The 17,296-nt window shown below is 44.4% G+C and carries 19 protein-coding genes; 9 read left to right on the top strand and 10 right to left on the bottom strand.

Annotation, left to right across the window (positions count from 1 at the left end):
• The first annotated feature begins 57 nt into the window (after nt 1–57).
• Together AB6E85_RS10960 and nqrM are read left to right on the top strand one after the other, a co-directional pair.
• Entirely contained in the window at nt 58–549 is a 492-nt protein-coding gene (locus tag AB6E85_RS10960) for a NifB/NifX family molybdenum-iron cluster-binding protein (protein WP_108109060.1), read from the top strand.
• Nucleotides 546–743 (top strand): (Na+)-NQR maturation NqrM, encoded by a 198-nt coding sequence (gene nqrM / locus AB6E85_RS10955; protein WP_050650095.1) that lies wholly within the window; start codon nt 546–548, stop codon nt 741–743. Before AB6E85_RS10960 ends, nqrM begins: the two co-directional genes overlap by 4 nt.
• 67 nt (nt 744–810) lie before the next feature.
• On the opposite strand, the gene AB6E85_RS10950 is transcribed toward nqrM, so the two are convergent.
• Nucleotides 811–1,089 (bottom strand): DUF134 domain-containing protein, encoded by a 279-nt coding sequence (locus tag AB6E85_RS10950; protein ID WP_004734814.1) that lies wholly within the window; start codon nt 1,087–1,089, stop codon nt 811–813.
• Between the two features lie 35 nt (nt 1,090–1,124).
• Between AB6E85_RS10950 and AB6E85_RS10945 the strand changes: the two genes are divergently transcribed.
• Together AB6E85_RS10945 and AB6E85_RS10940 are read left to right on the top strand one after the other, a co-directional pair.
• Nucleotides 1,125–1,580 carry a PaaI family thioesterase gene (locus AB6E85_RS10945; RefSeq protein ID WP_372142640.1) on the top strand — a complete coding sequence of 152 codons (456 nt, stop codon included), beginning with the start codon at nt 1,125–1,127 and terminating at the stop codon, nt 1,578–1,580.
• 216 nt (nt 1,581–1,796) lie between these two features.
• Nucleotides 1,797–2,888 (top strand): transporter substrate-binding domain-containing protein, encoded by a 1,092-nt coding sequence (locus tag AB6E85_RS10940; RefSeq protein ID WP_372142638.1) that lies wholly within the window; start codon nt 1,797–1,799, stop codon nt 2,886–2,888.
• Between the two features lie 42 nt (nt 2,889–2,930).
• Here AB6E85_RS10940 and AB6E85_RS10935 read toward each other — a convergent pair whose 3' ends face one another.
• The 7 genes from AB6E85_RS10935 to AB6E85_RS10905 form a co-directional block, all read right to left on the bottom strand.
• A complete protein-coding gene (locus AB6E85_RS10935; protein ID WP_372142637.1) occupies nt 2,931–3,134 on the bottom strand; it encodes a hypothetical protein in 204 nt (67 codons plus the stop codon).
• Between the two features lie 293 nt (nt 3,135–3,427).
• The gene (locus AB6E85_RS10930) at nt 3,428–3,571 is read right to left on the bottom strand and encodes a hypothetical protein (protein WP_172379373.1); all 144 of its coding nucleotides are present in this window, start codon (nt 3,569–3,571) and stop codon (nt 3,428–3,430) included.
• A gap of 24 nt (nt 3,572–3,595) precedes the next feature.
• Entirely contained in the window at nt 3,596–3,871 is a 276-nt protein-coding gene (locus AB6E85_RS10925; RefSeq protein WP_017059113.1) for an HU family DNA-binding protein, read from the bottom strand.
• 382 nt (nt 3,872–4,253) lie between these two features.
• A complete protein-coding gene (locus tag AB6E85_RS10920) occupies nt 4,254–4,949 on the bottom strand; it encodes a VC0807 family protein (protein WP_048611526.1) in 696 nt (231 codons plus the stop codon).
• Between the two features lie 171 nt (nt 4,950–5,120).
• Nucleotides 5,121–5,777, bottom strand: a complete 657-nt coding sequence (locus AB6E85_RS10915; protein WP_050650089.1) for a glutathione S-transferase N-terminal domain-containing protein — start codon at nt 5,775–5,777, stop codon at nt 5,121–5,123.
• A 50-nt stretch (nt 5,778–5,827) separates the two neighbouring features.
• Complete coding sequence (locus AB6E85_RS10910) at nt 5,828–7,018, bottom strand: YbfB/YjiJ family MFS transporter (protein ID WP_248401385.1); 1,191 nt, start codon at nt 7,016–7,018, stop codon at nt 5,828–5,830.
• A 384-nt stretch (nt 7,019–7,402) separates the two neighbouring features.
• Complete coding sequence (locus AB6E85_RS10905) at nt 7,403–7,978, bottom strand: YceI family protein (RefSeq protein WP_372142635.1); 576 nt, start codon at nt 7,976–7,978, stop codon at nt 7,403–7,405.
• A 277-nt stretch (nt 7,979–8,255) separates the two neighbouring features.
• Here AB6E85_RS10905 and AB6E85_RS10900 point away from each other — a divergent pair, with 277 nt between their 5' ends.
• Nucleotides 8,256–8,972, top strand: coding sequence for a DUF1826 domain-containing protein (locus tag AB6E85_RS10900; protein WP_372142689.1), 717 nt, complete (start codon nt 8,256–8,258; stop codon nt 8,970–8,972).
• A 334-nt stretch (nt 8,973–9,306) separates the two neighbouring features.
• Nucleotides 9,307–11,193 (top strand): methyl-accepting chemotaxis protein, encoded by a 1,887-nt coding sequence (locus tag AB6E85_RS10895; protein ID WP_050621515.1) that lies wholly within the window; start codon nt 9,307–9,309, stop codon nt 11,191–11,193.
• A 106-nt stretch (nt 11,194–11,299) separates the two neighbouring features.
• On the opposite strand, the gene AB6E85_RS10890 is transcribed toward AB6E85_RS10895, so the two are convergent.
• Nucleotides 11,300–11,701, bottom strand: coding sequence for an ACT domain-containing protein (locus AB6E85_RS10890; protein ID WP_372142634.1), 402 nt, complete (start codon nt 11,699–11,701; stop codon nt 11,300–11,302).
• 145 nt (nt 11,702–11,846) lie between these two features.
• Complete coding sequence (locus AB6E85_RS10885) at nt 11,847–12,740, bottom strand: LysR family transcriptional regulator (RefSeq protein WP_372142632.1); 894 nt, start codon at nt 12,738–12,740, stop codon at nt 11,847–11,849.
• Nucleotides 12,741–12,900: 160 nt separating this feature from the next.
• Between AB6E85_RS10885 and AB6E85_RS10880 the strand changes: the two genes are divergently transcribed.
• The 3 genes from AB6E85_RS10880 to AB6E85_RS10870 all read left to right on the top strand — a co-directional run bounded on the left by AB6E85_RS10880 (nt 12,901) and on the right by AB6E85_RS10870 (nt 17,228).
• Entirely contained in the window at nt 12,901–13,800 is a 900-nt protein-coding gene (locus tag AB6E85_RS10880) for a Vmh family MBL fold metallo-hydrolase (RefSeq protein ID WP_372142630.1), read from the top strand.
• A 310-nt stretch (nt 13,801–14,110) separates the two neighbouring features.
• Nucleotides 14,111–14,926: a TauD/TfdA family dioxygenase gene (locus AB6E85_RS10875; protein WP_122082541.1), complete on the top strand. Its 816-nt coding sequence runs from the start codon at nt 14,111–14,113 to the stop codon at nt 14,924–14,926.
• Nucleotides 14,927–15,179: 253 nt separating this feature from the next.
• Nucleotides 15,180–17,228: a response regulator gene (locus AB6E85_RS10870; RefSeq protein WP_372142628.1), complete on the top strand. Its 2,049-nt coding sequence runs from the start codon at nt 15,180–15,182 to the stop codon at nt 17,226–17,228.
• Nucleotides 17,229–17,296 lie beyond the last annotated feature (68 nt).

Raw genomic sequence — 17,296 nt, 5'->3', positions numbered from 1 at the left:
ATATGCTAATAATGGGGCGTATGCTGAACTTCTGATCATCAATAACAGGAAGTTACTATGTTATACGCAGTACCTTGTCGCGACCTTCATGTAGGCAACCATTTTGCTCGTTCCCCACAGATTGCGATTGTCGATGAACAACGACAAATAAAGCAGATTGTTCCTTTGGTTGAGTCCGACACCGCTTGCAATAAAAAGAAGCAATGGATCTCAGTGCTTCGTTCTTACGATGTGAAATCTGTAGTCGTCCGTCACATAGGGAAGAAGATGCTAGCGCACTTGTTCAACCACGATATTCGAGTCCTGGCATCAACAGGAAAGGCCGAAATAGGTGCTTTGGATTTTAGTAATCTGCAACAAGTGACCGATCTCGATTACGGTCGGGAGCCTCGCAACGTTTGTCACAGCAAAAAAGGGCACAGTCAGAGAGGGTGCAGTAATAAAGGGAGTAGTAAGAAAGGGTGCGGTGAGGAAGGGCGCAAGAAAGACTCCGCGATTCTTATGGCACAGCCGAATCACTTAGGGGGTATTCGAGGGTTCCGAAAATGACCTTTTTGTTGACGCTATTGGGGTTTGTCGGAATCGTCGCGTTGATGGCGATAGGTGTGATTTTTTCTCGCAAGCCAATCAAAGGCAGCTGTGGAGGGCTTGCGCAGTTAGATATTGAGCGTGAATGCAATTGCAAAGATGCCTGTGAAGGGCAGAGTCGAAAGCTGTATCAGATCTCTGAGCCATCAAGCTAAGTATCGAGAATTCACTGTCGTTGAGCTAGCTAACGTTGGGTTAACTAACGTTGGGCTAGTTCGCGAGTTAAGCGCTTTGAATCACCAACGCGTGACCGTTGACGATGCACTTGGCGACTTTGGCTCTTGCACGCTTGATGATGTTGCCGAACGTTTGGCGAGACACCTGCATTTGTTCAGCGGCTTCAAGTTGGCTCAATCCTTCTTGATCAGCCAAGCGTAAGGCTTCTAACTCTTCTAATAGCAATTCTTCTTTATGAAGCTCGTCCATAGGAACGCCATTAGGCTTAAAGCAAGAGTAAGCCGCTCGGGTGCATAACTGGCGATGTTTTTTTGGTCGAGCCATATTAATCTCTAGGTATTTAAGGTTAAAAGGTAAGTATGAAGGTTTTCATTCCACACAACCATCGGCGTTGCCAAGTGTGCAGCCAAGGTTTTTTTTCAGACAATCCAATAATATTTGAAGCTATTGGTGAGCACGAGGCTTTAGTTAAGCACGATACTTTATCCAAGTATGAGACTTTAGCTAAATATAAAACCAGGGCCAAGATTGTACCAACAGATAAAGCTGAGGGCTACGATGGCATCATGCAGGGTGGCATTGTCACCGCGTTACACGACAGCGCGATGCTGCATTGTTTGTTCCAAAATCACATCACTGCAATGACGGTGAGTTTGGCGTCTCGCTTTCATCATCCTATTTCCATTGGTCAAGAACTGGAAGTTCGTGCCCAATGGGTCAAAAGCAGACGTAATATCTACTTCCTTGAAAGCCAAATTACGCAGTGCGGAAAGTTATGTTCGTCGGCGCAAAGCCAGTTCATGTCATCACCCTAGCTATCGAGCGATAGCCTGGGTGGTGCTCGTTTGTTGATTCCGCTGTTTTGCACAACAAATAGAGGTTTTCTATAGTTAATGTAATAACGAATAAAACTAGCCGGGCAGTCTTGAATTCATTATCCACCTTTTAGTTCCTGAGCACGCTTGAATCCGTTCATTAGAGCGAGTTTCCCCGCACTCGGTTCATCACTGCCTTTTCTCGGAGGGCTGCTGATGCCAAAATTCTTCAAATCGACATTCCAATATTGTGTTCTATCAATCGTCTTACTTTTTCCATTCTTCAGTAGTTATGCTTCTTCCGCCCCGCTTAAAGTCGGTGTTTATCCATGTCCTCCTTTTGTCATTAGCTCTATGGAAGGCGACTGGAGTGGATTGAGTGTCGAGCTCTGGGAGCAGATCGCCAAAGAGATGAGCGTTGAGTATACGCTAGAGACCCACCGCTTAGATGACTTACTCAATTCGATTAAAACCGAGCAAATTGATGTCGGTGTATCTTGTATTTCAATCACCCCAGAGCGAGAGTTATTTGCCGACTTTTCTCATTCTTTTTACGAAACTCATCTCGCCATTGCAGTTAAAAAGCAGGGCTACCTCCAAACCTTGCATGCCATTTTCTTCAATCCCGCGCTGTGGTTGATCATTGGTGCCGTCGTCTTTGTCTCTGGCGTAATTGGCGCGTTTTTCTACCTATTGGAGCATGGCGAGAATGAAAAACTCTACTCGATGAAAAGCCGAACGGGACGTTTGTTGGAAAGCTTTATTATGGGCTTACTTTTTATCACGCGAGGTCCATTCAATTACTTTGAGTTTAAGAGCTTAACTGGGCGAATTGCCACGGTGTTCATTGGTGTGTTTAGTATGCTTTTTATCGCCAGTATTACCGCTGTTTTAGCCAGCAAACTGACTCTCAGCCAAGGCTCTTCCCATATTGAAGGTGTTAATGATCTTGCGAATGTGGAGGTAGGAGCAAAGGTTGCCACGACGTCTTCTTTGATGCTCACAAGCTTCGGAATTCGACACAAGAGTTATGTTGATATGCCAAGGCTTCTAGCGGCTTTAGAGGATGGTGAAGTCGAAGCGATTGTCGCTGATGATGTGGTGCTCAAATATATGATCGGTAACGGCAGAATAAGCGGGCAGTTTGAAGACCTAGAGGTGTTGCCGTATCAGTTAGAAAAGCAGAATTATGGCTTTATCATCACTGAAAATAACGTGTACGAAGAAGAGATTAACCGAGCACTGTTGAAGATTCGTGAATCGCGAAAGTGGCGTAAAATCTTGATCGATTATTTCGCAGATCAGTAATCGAAATTAGAGGCATATTCAAAAGCTTTTGGACTTTCGCCGTTACAGTTGATCTGAACCAGACGCCATGGTCTTTTTGAAGTATTTGAATGCACTCCAAACCGCGTAAGCCGCAACACCCACAATCAATGCCGAGCGAAGGAGAATAGGCGCATCATGCTCAAGTTGACCAACATGCGGCACAATACTGGCAAACAATCGACTGGTAAAAAGCAGCCCCATTACTAACATAATTACTTTATTCATGTGACCTGCCATCCAATTGAGTACGTTGCACAGAACGAGTTATGGGGCGATTACACGGTTAACACGCCAGACAACGATTCTGCTCGAAATAAAAGCATGCGCTTCTCAAACGTAACCGTCAACGCGTTATCGGCGTTAAGCCAGTAAGCTAAAATTCCGTTTTTGGAACTGAGGAGGGAATTGATTTAATGGGGGAGTTCTAAAACCAAAAATGCCACTACAAATCTGCAGTGGCATTAGAACGATAACAAACTATCACTTTGCTCAAACCTAAACTTTAGTTCTTACATAAACTATAGCTCTAACAGTTTGGCCAATTCACGCTCTTCGAGAAGCTCTTCAATGCGTTGACGAGTCTTAGGTGTTTCAGCTTGCGCTTTAGGCGACTTACCTGCTTTTTTGCTTCGGCTCGTTTTCGCTTTTTCCTTAGTCGTCATCGTAACCTTCCTTGTATTTTTGTATTACAGGTTGCACGTCTCTTTCAGTGCTTTGCCTGCTTTAAATGCTGGCGTCTTTGACGCTGCAATTTGAATCTCTTCTCCGGTACGCGGGTTGCGACCAGTTCGAGCGGCACGAGAGTTAACTTTAAAGCTACCAAATCCAAGGATCGATACGTCATCACCGTTAGCAAGCGAAGTAGAGATACCTTCCACAAGCGCATTGAGCGCCGTGCCTGCTTGGTCTTTTGAGATGTCTGCAGAAGTCGCGATGTGTTCAACTAATTGAGATTTGTTCATAATCTATATTCCTTATTGAGTACGGCTGGCGTCTACTTTTAGCACCTAGCTTATGCGATCTTATCAACGGCAACTGAAATATTGTCAGTGGTTGGGTAGAGCTTTGTAAAGTAACCAACAGAATTGACTATAAAAGCATCTGTCGGCTCAATCAATGGAATTCCTTGATTATTATGGATTTAAAGCGAGTTAGTTGAGTTCACGAGAGATAAGTGACTGTGAATGTCTTGGTTGATTGAGAGTATCAATTAAAAGAACGCTGATCGAATTCATGAATTATAGACAGAAAAAACTATAAAGCCCAGCGACAGGGCTGGGCTTTATGGCGTTAAAAAATCTAGTATTTGAAGCTATTCTGTATTTAAAGCTAACGTAACGAGAACTACTTAGTAATAAAGATTTGTTCTGTTTCTAGCGAAGTCATGTCGCGAACTTGGCGCCAGATGTAGTAGAAGATACCAAGCATCATTAGAAGGCTTGGGATAGCGATTGCAGGGTAACTGTATAGTGTCAGCTTACCTAGTTCTTCATTGAAGGCTACCGTGCCCGCGGGGCTCGTCACAATCCAAGTCGCAAGGAAATAGTTCATTGCAGAAGAGAAAGCGAAGGTACTTGCGAATAGGTAGTTCGATGTCATTAGGCAACGATCAAACTTTGCTTGGTTACCGAACTGCTTGAGGCGCTCTTCAATAAGAGAGATGTTTAACAGAGCCGGTGTGAAGATAACTTTTTGGATAAACGGGTAGCGGGTGAAGGTTGAGCCAAGAACCGCCAAACCAATTAGACCAGGGATTAATGCTTCTTTTAGTGCTAACCAGCGAGTGTCTAGTTCGAAGAAACCAATACCGCCCGTTAATAGCACGCTGACGAAGCCAAGTGCCGCGATGAAGTTGAACTTCTTATTACGGATTAACTCCATACCACCGTAAGCAATAGGGAAGGCAAGGGCGACGAGCAATGCTAAGCCTGTTCCAAGGTGCTCCTCTCCACTGAACTTCATTAGGATGAATGAAGGAAGAAAGACGTTAAACACGACTTCGAAAAGAGGACTCGATTTTTTGTTTTCTGTGCTACTCATAATTTCTAAATACATTATGTTATGGATTTATTCTCAGGGATTGTTGTTTACCTCGCCCAAGATGTAAAGCCTTAAGGCGTCATGCTGTGTAACGACATGTGACATCAACGACACCTTTGAGCCTATCTAACGCTCAACTCTAGACTTTGTACGCCTTGTTTCTTGCCATTTTTACGACTCTCGACAGTGTGAATCTAACAACGTTTTATATCTAGGTTTGTTTGCTAATCTCTCAATGCTTACGTGTGTCAGTACGTCTGCGAATGGAGAACGGTGTAAAAAATCGGTGATGTTTCGGCTGTTCGCTTCATCAAACAACGCAGTATGTCGGAATTGGACGTAATCCAAAGCGACATGGAGATACAGCGTGGCCAAGTTATCAGTAAGAAGGGAATCTAACCCTTGTGTGTTTATCTCTTGGTCAAGTTGCTTTAGCGCGGCAGCGATACCGTCTTGTCCTCTCTTGATTAGCGCATTATCACTGTCGGTATAGCGTGTTAGTGCTGCGGTTCGAAAAGCTATCTCTATTAATGTCTTTGCTGTTCCTAGATGCTTCATTTGATGGGCATCACTTAACGTCACTTGGCGCAGCGTTTGAGGTTGATACGTTTCAATTAGGTATTGGCAGATACATAAGCTTTCTGTCAGTGGAGTTCCGTCTTCCAGTTCCAATGCCGGAATTAAGCAAAACGGATTTACGTTTATCAGGTTGGTCGGCGTACTCCAAGGGTCGACCCAAACAAAAGACAAAGGCGAACAACGAGACAGAAGTGCTGTTGCTGCGACTACGCGTGAAAACGGAGAGGTTTCATTTAAGTAGAGTTGCATGTTAATCCCTTATTTTATTCGATAACTGGTCCAAAAAAGCGCGTTTAGATTTAGATTGAGTGTTCCCGCTTAGGTCGAGTCGCGGTCATTAAGGTGCACACTGCAGACAAAATTAAAGCAGCAGCACTCACGCTGAATAACAGATCGTACGACGCCACGTGATTTAAGTGGTACGCCATCACAAGCCCGACGACTCCTTGTGATATAGCAAAAGAAAGTGTCATCCCAGCCCACGCTTTAGTGTGCAGTTCATAACCGACAATCTCCAATGTGTAAGTCGACACCAGAGTGACCGTCCCCGGCGTGAAAATACCGACCAGTAATGAAGAAATAAGTAGCGCGATGGGGTGAGTGCTAAAAAGGGGTAATGCGACGCCTAGAGCCTTGAAGCTAAATGCAATGCAGAGTGATTTCTTTAGCCCTAGCTTGTCTCCCAATATGCCTGTTATTAATGGGCCAATGGCGGCACCAATACCAAAGGTTGCCCAGAATAACCCACCGCTAGTGAACGACATGCCCAGTTCACGCACGATGTAATCAACCCAAAATAAGGTGTGTGGTAGGTAGCCGATAGCGTCGAAGGTATAAGCCACAAGAATAAGCGTTACGCTGATTAACTTAGGTTTTGATAGCTGAGAGAAGGAAGATTTTATATAGGGCGCTTTTGACGTATTAGGTTGGGTTTGCCATGTATTCCAAGTCAGTATCGTTGTGACTAATGCGATGATTCCCATGCCAATCCAAGCCGACACCACACTAAAATAGATCAGTACTGGGATTAATGTGCCAGATAACATCGCGCCAACTCCAATGCCTGAAAATATGACACCGCTGACACGCGCCTTCACATCGGGATTAAACTTTCGGACAATCACTGGTGGGGCGACAACCATTAATAATGCTCCCGCAATTCCAGCCAAAGTTCGCCAAACATAGAACCATGCCAAGGGCGCATCCTGCAGTGCACAGCCCAAGTAGCTAAAGCTGCTCACCAACATCGCGAAACGAATTAACTGACCGGCGCTGAAATAACGCAGTAGTATATTGGCAGCTGGTGCACCCAATATGTATCCAAGAAGGGTTGCTACACCAAGATAAGATGCATCACTTTCGCTAAACCAACCACTTTGAATGAGAGCTGGCATCAATGCTATATAGGCAAACCTACCGATCCCGTTGCCTATTAGAGTCGCCCCCATTCCAGCCAAGCTGTCTCGATTAACGATGTGCGTATTCAGCATAAAAGGGGCTCTTTTCAGTTTGACTAGATGCTCTGGCAATAGGACAAAATCTTTGTTTGATTTTGCATACTGACATCATTCACCATCAATATCACTAGGCTGTTAGTCATATAAGTTGCATATCTAAAAGTGGTTTCGAGGTAGGAAAATAGCCAGTATGTTTAAACACTTAGGTGGACCTGTTGCTCTGCCAAGGGGAAGGCCGTAAGCGATTGTTTTAATCACCTTAGAATTGAGTGATTAATGGTTAGACTAAAGTCGGAGCTAAATGATTAGGTTATTTAGAAAAGTTTGATGCTCAGTTGCTCTCACTCACATTCACCGCTCTTAAACGATTGATGAATGTGAAATGAGGCAGAATAGAAAGGAAGAGTTATAAGCCCATTATTGGTCGAAAAGTAGGTTAAAGCTCAAAGGGATTTTGTCGGAAATAGCTAATCCACCTACGGTTGCTGAAAGTTTGTTTAGATTCTCTGTCGATATCCCAAAATCAGCGCCGTTGACGATGATTGTCGAGGCTGAGCTAACCATGACAAACCCTGAGGATGGAACCACCACAACTGGGAAATCGATCGTTTTGGTTACGCCGTGTAAAGTAACTTCCGCTGCTATTGTTGTTGTTCTTTTTGGGTCACCGGATAGCATCGACGGTTCAACCTTTCCTGAGATCTTCACTTCAGGAAAATTCATTGATTCGAAGTAGAGTTCATTGAGTCTCTGGTCACGGATAGCGACACCGGTGCTCACGCTTTTCAAGTCCAATACTATTGAAAACTGACCCTCTTCGGTAAGCCCTCCAGACATTGGCTTGATGGATGCAGGCTCGACAACAAACTGCTTTTTAATGGTCGCGAATGTGATGTTCGATAACTTCGGATCTAATGTGTAGCCCGACTCCGCGAAAGATTGAGCGGAGATAACGGTGCATAGGAGGCCGAATGTAGAGATTAGTTTTTTCATAAGTTGTCACCAGATTGATGAATTCACAGGTTTACGTTCATGAGTCGTACGTCTTTAAAATGGTTTTTTGGAAAGAGTGATTGATAGAAGCTTAGTTCAGCATTCGAAAAATTACCGCTGGCAAAGAAGGGCGTCGCTGTATTACTGGAATCATGATCGACTAAGTGACTTGTTTATTTTTAGTTATGTTATAACATAACTAAAAATCACTCTTACTTAGAATAGTTATTATATTGGTAGGAGAGAAGCGATGAGCATGTATCAAGGAGACGACGTAATGAATGCCGTGTTAACCAAGCCTTTGGCAACCAATAGCAACCAGCCACTCAACATTAGTTCCGTTGTGAGTATCCAGGATCAGGCAAATCACAAGCCAAGCTTTAGTGCTTCTAAGCAGCCAACGGTATTAGCGGATATCTACCAAAGCGATATTAATATGGCGGTATGGCAGCGACAGTTTGATGAAGGCTTAACGACGGCAATCAGTGAATTTATCGCCTTGAATCCAAACTTTAGTAAGTCTGTTAGCGTGTCACCTGAAAATGCTTTCGATAAGTTGGAATTTGCTACCGATGGTACCGCTTCTAAAGCGCTATTAGAAAATATGGCAGAGCTGGTGGATATGTTTTGTTGTTTGTTCGAGCTTGAAGAAGTCGGATTGCGTTTAGCGGTTTTGAACAAAGCGATGTGCCCGCGTTTCCATTTTGATCAAGTGCCTTGCCGCTTGGTGACAACTTATCATGGTGTTGCGACTCAATGGTTGCCAAACGACTTAGTCGACCGTTCTAAGCTAGGGCGAGGGGCCAACGGACACCCAGATTCAGAGTCCGGCTTATACAATCATGAGTCAGATATCCAACAACTGTCGAGTGGTGATGTGGCATTACTAAAAGGGGAGCGCTGGAGTGGCAACGAAAATACGGGGCTTGTGCATCGCTCACCAGTCACTTTATCTGACGAGACACGATTGCTGTTAACGTTGGACTTTGGTTGATCAACTTTTGACTATCTAGTCCATAGCCTGTTTCTTTTCAAACGTTTAAATACCTTTCTAATGAGCTGACGGTATAGAGCGATCTGTGCCGTTAATATTCTCAAACAGAGACACCCATCAGCTGACCTTGATTAGCACATTAATTCAAAATTTAGAGTTTACCATTCTCTAAATCAATGGGTTACGATGCGTGCACTTACTCACATATATCAATATTTCAGTTCCTCATCGGTTTCTTAATTTATTTTAAAGCGTAAAATATATCCCGCTTGCAAACCTCTTTGGCAACCAATTTGTTCGCCACGGTTTTTTACTTCCACATTATAGGTTTCCTATGTTCAAGAAACTCTCGCTTAAAAATAAACTGGCGATTTCAGCCAGTATGGCCATTATCCTGGGGGGGATTTTGGTCGAGGCATTGTCTTTTCGTGCTTCATTGCAAAGGTTGGATACAGAAGTTGAACAGCGTTTAGAAGGCGCATCGGCTTCTTACAATCAATATGTATCGGATTGGATCTTATCCAAAGAGCGTGCGCTTACTTCTCTTTCGAAAGAATCCAAACAGGAAAGCTTGGTGACTCACCTAAAACAGGTTCGTGATTCAGCCTCTTTTGATAATGTCTTCTTGGCGTTTCCAGACGGTTCGCAAAAGAACGCAAACGGAGTGGTATTGCCGCCGGGCAATGATGACCCACGTCTATGGGGTTGGTACACCAACGCGGTAGCAAATCCTAGTAAGGTGTTCATGGATAATCCAACGGTTGCAGCTGCAACTGGGGCGAATGTTGTGTCGCTGGGTACTGCCATGCAATTACATGGTCAACAGGTTGTGTTAGGCGCGGATGTTGAAATTACCGACATTCTTAATAGCCTAGAGCAAGTGATTCTTCCGGGTGAAGGTTACATGTTCATCGCGACCAATAAAGGCACGGTTTATACGCACCCTGACACCAAGTTACTGAACAAAAATATCAGCTCACTTGGGTTAGATTTTGCGGACGTACAAAAGGCGCTGACTAGCGGTAAAGACACTTCTATCGAGTTGAATGGCAGCGACTATGTTCTGTACGCACGTGCGATTGATGGAACGAGCCTGATTACTGTGAGCGTTGTTAACCATGACTCTCTGGTTGCGCCACTATTTGATGCAGTGATTGGTCAAGTGTTGGTGACGCTACTTGTGGTGATCGTATGTACCATACTGTTTAACCTGTTGTGTACGATTCTATTCCGTCCGTTGAACCACGTATCTCAAGCACTGGCGCAAATCGCGAATGGTAGCGGTGATTTAACTCAACGCATTCATGTTGAAAACCAAGATGAAGTGGGTGAGTTAGCTCATAACTTCAATACCTTTGTTGGAAGCTTACAGCAGTTGATTGGCCATATCCGTGGGCAGTCAGAACAGCTAAACAGCCAGTCAGAGCAAAGTGCTCAGCGTGCGAACCGTTCTGTGGATGAGCTTAATCATCAGCAGCAAGAAATCACTATGGTCGCGACGGCTGTAACTGAAATGGCGAGCGCTACGCAGGAGATTGCATCGCATGCCGAGCAAACAGCAAAAGCGGCGCAAGATTCAGCGACAAGCACTAACAGCGGTCACGCACTGGTTGTCGACACCAAAGGTTCAATCAATAACCTAGCTAATGAAGTGAACGAAGCGGGTAGTGTGATTAGCGAACTTAACAAGCATGCTCAAGAGATCTCGACTGTACTCGCAACGATTCAAGGCATTGCAGAGCAAACCAACTTACTTGCTTTGAACGCTGCAATTGAGGCGGCTCGTGCGGGTGAACAAGGTCGTGGCTTTGCTGTGGTTGCTGATGAAGTACGTGTGCTTTCGCAGCGCACTCACTCTTCAACAGAAGAGATCAAATCAACGATTGATATTCTACAGCGCACGACAGCTCAAGCGGTTGAGTTGATGGAGAGCAGTTCGAAACTGGCGATACATTCCGTAGAAGATGCCGACAGAGCTTCGCATGCGCTTGAAGAGATCAACTCGGCGGTGGCTTTGATCAGTGACATGGCGACTCAAATCGCAACGGCTGCTGAAGAGCAAACACACGTGACGGGTGAAATTACCCAAAACATTACGACCATTAAAGATGTTACTGACCACTTGGTTGTGGGCGCACAGGACAGCTTAACTGAGTCAAACGAACTTAAAAGCCAAGCCGCTGGTTTAAGCGACAAAGTGGCCACTTTTAAGCTTGCTTAACTGTTTCACTCGCTGATGCCTGATCAGTGAGTGCGGGGTAAGCAATAAGTCAAAGCGACGTAGATTACGTCGCTTTTTTTGTATTTGTGAGTCATCGAAGTCTTAATTAATCAGTTTCTGAAAACTCTTTCAGCGCACTCATTGCAGCTTCTGCTTTGTCTTTTTGAACGAAAATGTGGTCGTGATAGTAGCCCGCAACAACGTTAGCGCTAATGCCGTATGAGCCTAGCTTGGTGGCAAAGGCCGCTGTTAATCCAACCGCTTCAAGGCTTGAGTGTACCGATAAAGTAATCAAGCTAAACACACCATCGAAATCGAGTTGAGCTTGGCGTGCGGCATCTTCAGCGAGCACCAAGGTTAAGCCTTCTTTTTCACGAAAGGTCGCGATTGGGTCGAGTTGAATATAGTCTGCCAACGCTCCATCGACTGTGCAAAAAACATAGTTCCCGTTGATTAATTCTGGTGACATGGATTTCAGTAGGAGGTCTAGATCGGTAATGGCAACCATAGTCAGTTTCCCTGCGTTAATAAGCTTATTGAAGATGTATGCAGTCACGATAGAAGTAACTGGCAGTTAAGTAAAATTAATGATTTTAATTCTGCATCAGTTTTACTAATGGCAAGTTTTCCTCTTTATTGATGGCATCGTACTTCTACCAACTTTTCGACTGTTCCATCTCATTTGATAGATGATCAATAAAGGCCCTTAACAGCGGTGTGACTTGTTTACGCGTTCCATAAACTGCGTGCACACCCAGCGTTTTCGGTTTCCAGTCAGAGAGCAGAGGAACCAATACCCCGTTTTCAATTAGGCCTTCGACTGAAGGAAAGGGCAGTAAGCAGATACCGTTGCCTTTGAGTGTGGCAGACAACAATACCTCGGAGGTGTTGGCGCTGATATTCCCTTTAATCGGAACCGATTCTAGTCCATTGGGGCCATTGAACGTCCAAGCGGTTTTGCCAAAGTAACTGAACGATAAACAGTTGTGGTGCGCTAGATCTTGGGCTTCTGTGGGTGTGCCTCTCTCTTTTAGATATTGAGGCGACGCGCAAATCACGGAGCTGCATTCACCGATCTGCTTCGCGACAATATTGGGCGTCAGTTCGTTGGTTATGCGAATGGCCAAATCGATACGTGACTCAACCAGATTGACGGTCTGATCAGTCGAGATAATGTCGATAGAAACCTCTGGCCATTTGGCGATGAAGCGACTGATTGATTCCATCAAGAAGCTATCGACAATCGAGTAACTCGCAGTGATACGCAGTTGACCTTTTAAATGCTCTCGGTTTTGGTTTCTGATTCCAGCTAGGGATGCTTCAAGCGCTAGAAGTTCTCTGGCGACCTCAAGTGTTTCTTTACCTGCGCTGGTTAAACTTAAGCTTCGTGTTGTTCTGTGAAGCAAGCGTGTGTCCATCCATGTTTCTAACTCACCCAAATAACGAGTGACCTTGGTTCGTGAGAGATCAAGGTGCTCTGCCGCTGCGCTCAAACTGCCACGTTCCACTATGGTGACAAAGACATTCATTGCCTCGAGTTTATCCATTGTTTTATTGCCTAGAGAATTAAACCGACCTCAGTATATGTCCGAAAACTGCAACAGTTAAAGTCAATTTGATGGCTATTTCATCTAAAAACAATCAAATAAGATGTTTGGACATTCAGCGAGTTGGCAGGTGTTCAACTCCAAATACCGGAATAAAGCCATGAATACATTATCGAAAAACCTGTTATTAAAAAGCATGCTTTTAGGAACGATAAGCCTAGGAACCGTAATGGCATCAAGTGTTGCTTTATCTGCGGATCTGAATATCACTCACTATAACCCCGGCGAGAACGCGATATTCCCAGCCAGCTCGGTATTGGTCTCGGGTGAGAAAGAAGTGATTCTGTTTGATGCGCAATTTAGTGTGGCTGATGGTCAAAAGCTAGTGGAGCAAATCAAAGCCACAGGCAAAAAATTATCGATGATTTACATCAGTAGCGGCGACCCAGATTACTACTTTGGTTTGGAACCGATAGTTTCGGCATTTCCTAACGTTAAGGTCGTTGCCAGTGAAGCCGTTGTCGCGCATATCAAACGCACCAGAGATGCAAAGCTTGAATACTGGGGGCCTATATTAGAAGGTAATGCGCCCTCTAAGGTGATTGTTCCAACGGTGATGAACGACACAGCATTAAGCATCGAAGGTGAAACCATCGAAGTGAAAGAGATAAACACACACCAAGCTTACCTTTGGGTTCCATCTGAAAAGACTGTATTTGGTGGTGTATCGGTGTATAGCGGTGTGCATGTATGGATGGCAGATACCGCATCGAAAGAGATTCGTAGCCAGTGGTCACAATCGTTGGAGCGTATGAAAGCACTTGAGCCAGAGGTTGTAATTCCGGGTCACTATTTAGGTGAAATGCCAACTGGGATAAATGCGGTTCAGTTCACGCAGGATTATGTGGCTGATATTGAAAAAGCATTGGTGAGCAAAAGTAATCCAACATCGGTCGAGATCAGTGATTGTATGAAGAAAGCCTACCCCAAATTTGAGGCCACGGAAGGTGATTTAGCACTTGGTGCGAAAGTGCTGAGTGGCGAGATGGTTTGGCACTAGAGTTGATTATCTCGGTTGTGTCGCAGAACAGTCTGAAGATTGTATGCTAGATTTATTAATGATACACAACTGGAGATATCGATGATCTGGCTTTCAGTGAAAGTACTACAGGTTGGACTTGTCTATGGATACAGGAAGTATCAAAAAACGAAAAGAGCTCCAGCTTAGGGGCTCTTTTTTTGTTTCGGAGAGACGATTTTCTATTTCAAGAGGGAAAGAAAATCTGCATTTGCCCGGTTTACTGTTAGTAGCCAGATTAGCCTAGTAGCCAGATCCGCCCTGCAACTCAATACCACCAATAAGCGAAAGTATGTTGAAAATAGAACCCATTACTCCTCACATCGGAGCTCGCATCCACGAATTAGAGCTTTCTACATGCAGTGCTGATGAACTCGATAAGGTGTATCAGGCGCTTCTAACCCATCAAGTGATCTTTCTCGACGGGCAGACTTTGTCTCCAGAACAACACTTGATGATTGCAGAACGCTTTGGAACGTTAGAACCTGCACATCCTTTCTTCCCTCGCGTGGAAAGTGCGCCTCAGGTGAGTGTGATTGAAACAACCCTAGGCAATGCGCCAATGGAAAGTTATTGGCATACCGACTTAACGTGGCGCAGCTTGCCGTCGAAAGCTTCCCTGTTGCATGCTCAACACATTCCAAGCGTCGGTGGTGACACGATCTGGTGTTCTATGACGGCGGTTTTTGAATCTCTAAATGAAGATATGAAAGCTAAGTTGAGAGGCTTATCGGCGACTCATTCGCTGGTGGCCTTTGAAGGTATAGAGTCAGAAGACATTGAGCTCGATTGGCACAAATCCTTAATCAAAACAGCACAGGAGAATCCGCCAGTGGTTCACTCTGTTGTTCAAGTTCATCCTGAAACGGGTAAAGAAACGCTGTATATCAATGAACAGTTTACGCGTTATATCAATGAGCTCGACCGCAAAGAGAGTGATGTTTTACTCAGCCAACTGTTTGAAATTGCGAGACGCCCTGAGTTTCAAGTTCGTTTCAAATGGGACAACGGCTCAATGGCGATCTGGGATAACAGGGTAACGCAACATTACGCAGTGATAGATTACGGCGATACTCCAAGAAAAATGCATCGAGTAACAGTTACATAACAGTAAGTAAGAGGGGTAATTGGTGTAGGCGCTAGCGGACAAGTCTCAGGAACTCAGGTTTAGTGTCTGAATTAAAGTATAAAACTGAGACTTTATTCATCTAAGCTTAATAATAAAAACAAATCTGTTGGTTCTTTGATTGAAACCCCACTGCTCGGACGTGATGTGTAATATAATCGGCGCCAAAATATAAGTATAAAAACCAAATCATAGAATTAATAAACGTCAGGGCTTAGAGAACAAAGTATTTCGTATGAACGCGATTCGTAAAGTTTACCAGTACGCAGAACCAAACCTTACTCTCGTAGGTTGGATGGGCTTTGTCGGCTTTCCAATTTACTACATTGTGTGGGAGTTTTTGTTTCCGCAACCCTACGAAAACTTAGCGCTTCGCCTGTTTTGCTCGGTATTGTTCTTTGGCATTATATTTCGTAATCGTGTCCCATTTGAATGGCGAAAATACCTTCCGGCTTATTATCAAGTTGCTGTAACTATCTGTTTGCCAGGTTTCTTTTTCTACATGCTGCTAATGAATAATTGGTCCAACGTTTGGGTTATGTCATTCATGTCGGCTATTTTCCTCCATATTTTATTGGTGCACGTGACGAGAGTGATGTTTGCACAAACCTTTGCCGGTATTGGGATTGCTACGTTGTGTGCTTGGATTGCACAAGGCTTCTACCTCGAACTCACAATGGATTGGACGCATGTGCCAATCTTTTTGTTTATCTACTTATTCGGCAACTTGTTCTACTTCCGCAATCAGGTGGAACATGAAAACAAGGTGTCATTGGCGAAGTCTTTTGGTGCGGGTATTGCCCACGAGATGCGAAACCCTCTAAGCGGATTACTTACCTCTATTGATGTTATGCAGTCTATATTGCCTAACCCTAAAAGTGGCGTTCAAAAAGGGCAATATGCGTTAAGCAATGAAGAAGTGATTCAGTTGCGTGAAGTGGGCGATGAAGCGATGGAGATCATTCATTCCGGTAACGAAACGATTGATCTGTTACTGACTTCAATTGATGAAAACCGAGTCTCTCGCTCTACGTTTAAGAAGCATTCAGCGCAAGCCGTGGTTGAGGATGCGATAGACAGTTTCAATTACAAGCGCACTGCTGATAAGTTAGCAATCTCCTTGGATGTGCAGAGTAACTTTGAGTTCTTGGGCAGCGACACCTTGCTGAAATACGTCATGTATAACCTGTTCAAGAATGCGTTCCATCATCGTAGCCCTGAAGATTTTCATATTCATGTCACCATGTTCAGTGATGAAGTGACGAACCAAATTATGGTGACGGATAACGGGTCTGGTATTTCGAGCGATATCATTCGTCGTATTTTCCAAGATTTTTACACCACAGGCCAGTCGGGTAATTACGGGCTGGGTTTACCATTTTGTAAGAAGGTGATGCGTTCGTTTGGTGGTGAGATTAAATGCCAGTCTGAAGTGGAACAATGGACGCAGTTTACGATGACGTTCCCATCTTTGGCTTCAAATACAGTGAAAGAGATCAAGAGTGAGCTCACTAAGCTGAAGACCGTATTAATGGTGAGCGACCAGAAGATTCTGACCAGTAAAATGACCGAGATATCGCGTTTTATGGGCTTTGAACTTGCCGTCTTAGATGTCGCATCTGCGCTTAAGAACAAGGAGTATCAGTTCGAATTCGATCTGATCTTTGTTGATATGGAGAGCTTGGATTTAAGAGCCAATTGCCTCGATAGGATTGAATCGTTACTTTCGTTTACTGAGGCGCGAATCATTTACTTGTATGAGCGTCATCCTATCAAGCATGTACGTAACATCTCTTTCGAGCCTATTTGGGTGGAAACACAAGTCTGGCTACTGAATACTAATGCGACCATTGACCGTTTACTGTTTGACTCCAACTACGTGATGACATCGGTTGCTGTAAAACCGCTAGAGGCCACCACTAAACGTACGATTATGGTGGTCGATGACAATGAATCTCTACGCCGATTTACGGCAATGTTATTGGAAAAACAGGGCTTTGATGTTGTGCAGAAAGAAGACGGACAACAAGCCTTAGATGCGCTTGATACCGACGACATCGACTTGATCCTAATGGATATTGAAATGCCAATCATGGACGGTGTTGAAGCTTCTCGCCGAATTCGAAGTGCCGACAAAGAATACTCTTCGGTGCCGATTATTGCTCACACGGGTGACAGTTCTCCCGTTACCTTGGAAAAGATGGAATCATCAGGCATGTCGGACTTTATTGTTAAACCAGCGGACAAGAACCGACTGTTCGATAAAATTGCTCACTGGATTTAGGGGGTGTAATCGTCTGAAGTTCACGGGCAGTGGGTAGACATAGATTCAAGAAAGAGCTCAGCGAATTG

The sequence above is a fragment of the Vibrio sp. 10N.247.311.51 genome, assembly GCF_041467855.1.
Classification (GTDB): domain Bacteria; phylum Pseudomonadota; class Gammaproteobacteria; order Enterobacterales; family Vibrionaceae; genus Vibrio; species Vibrio coralliirubri.
This window is presented reverse-complemented; position numbering and strand designations above follow the sequence as displayed.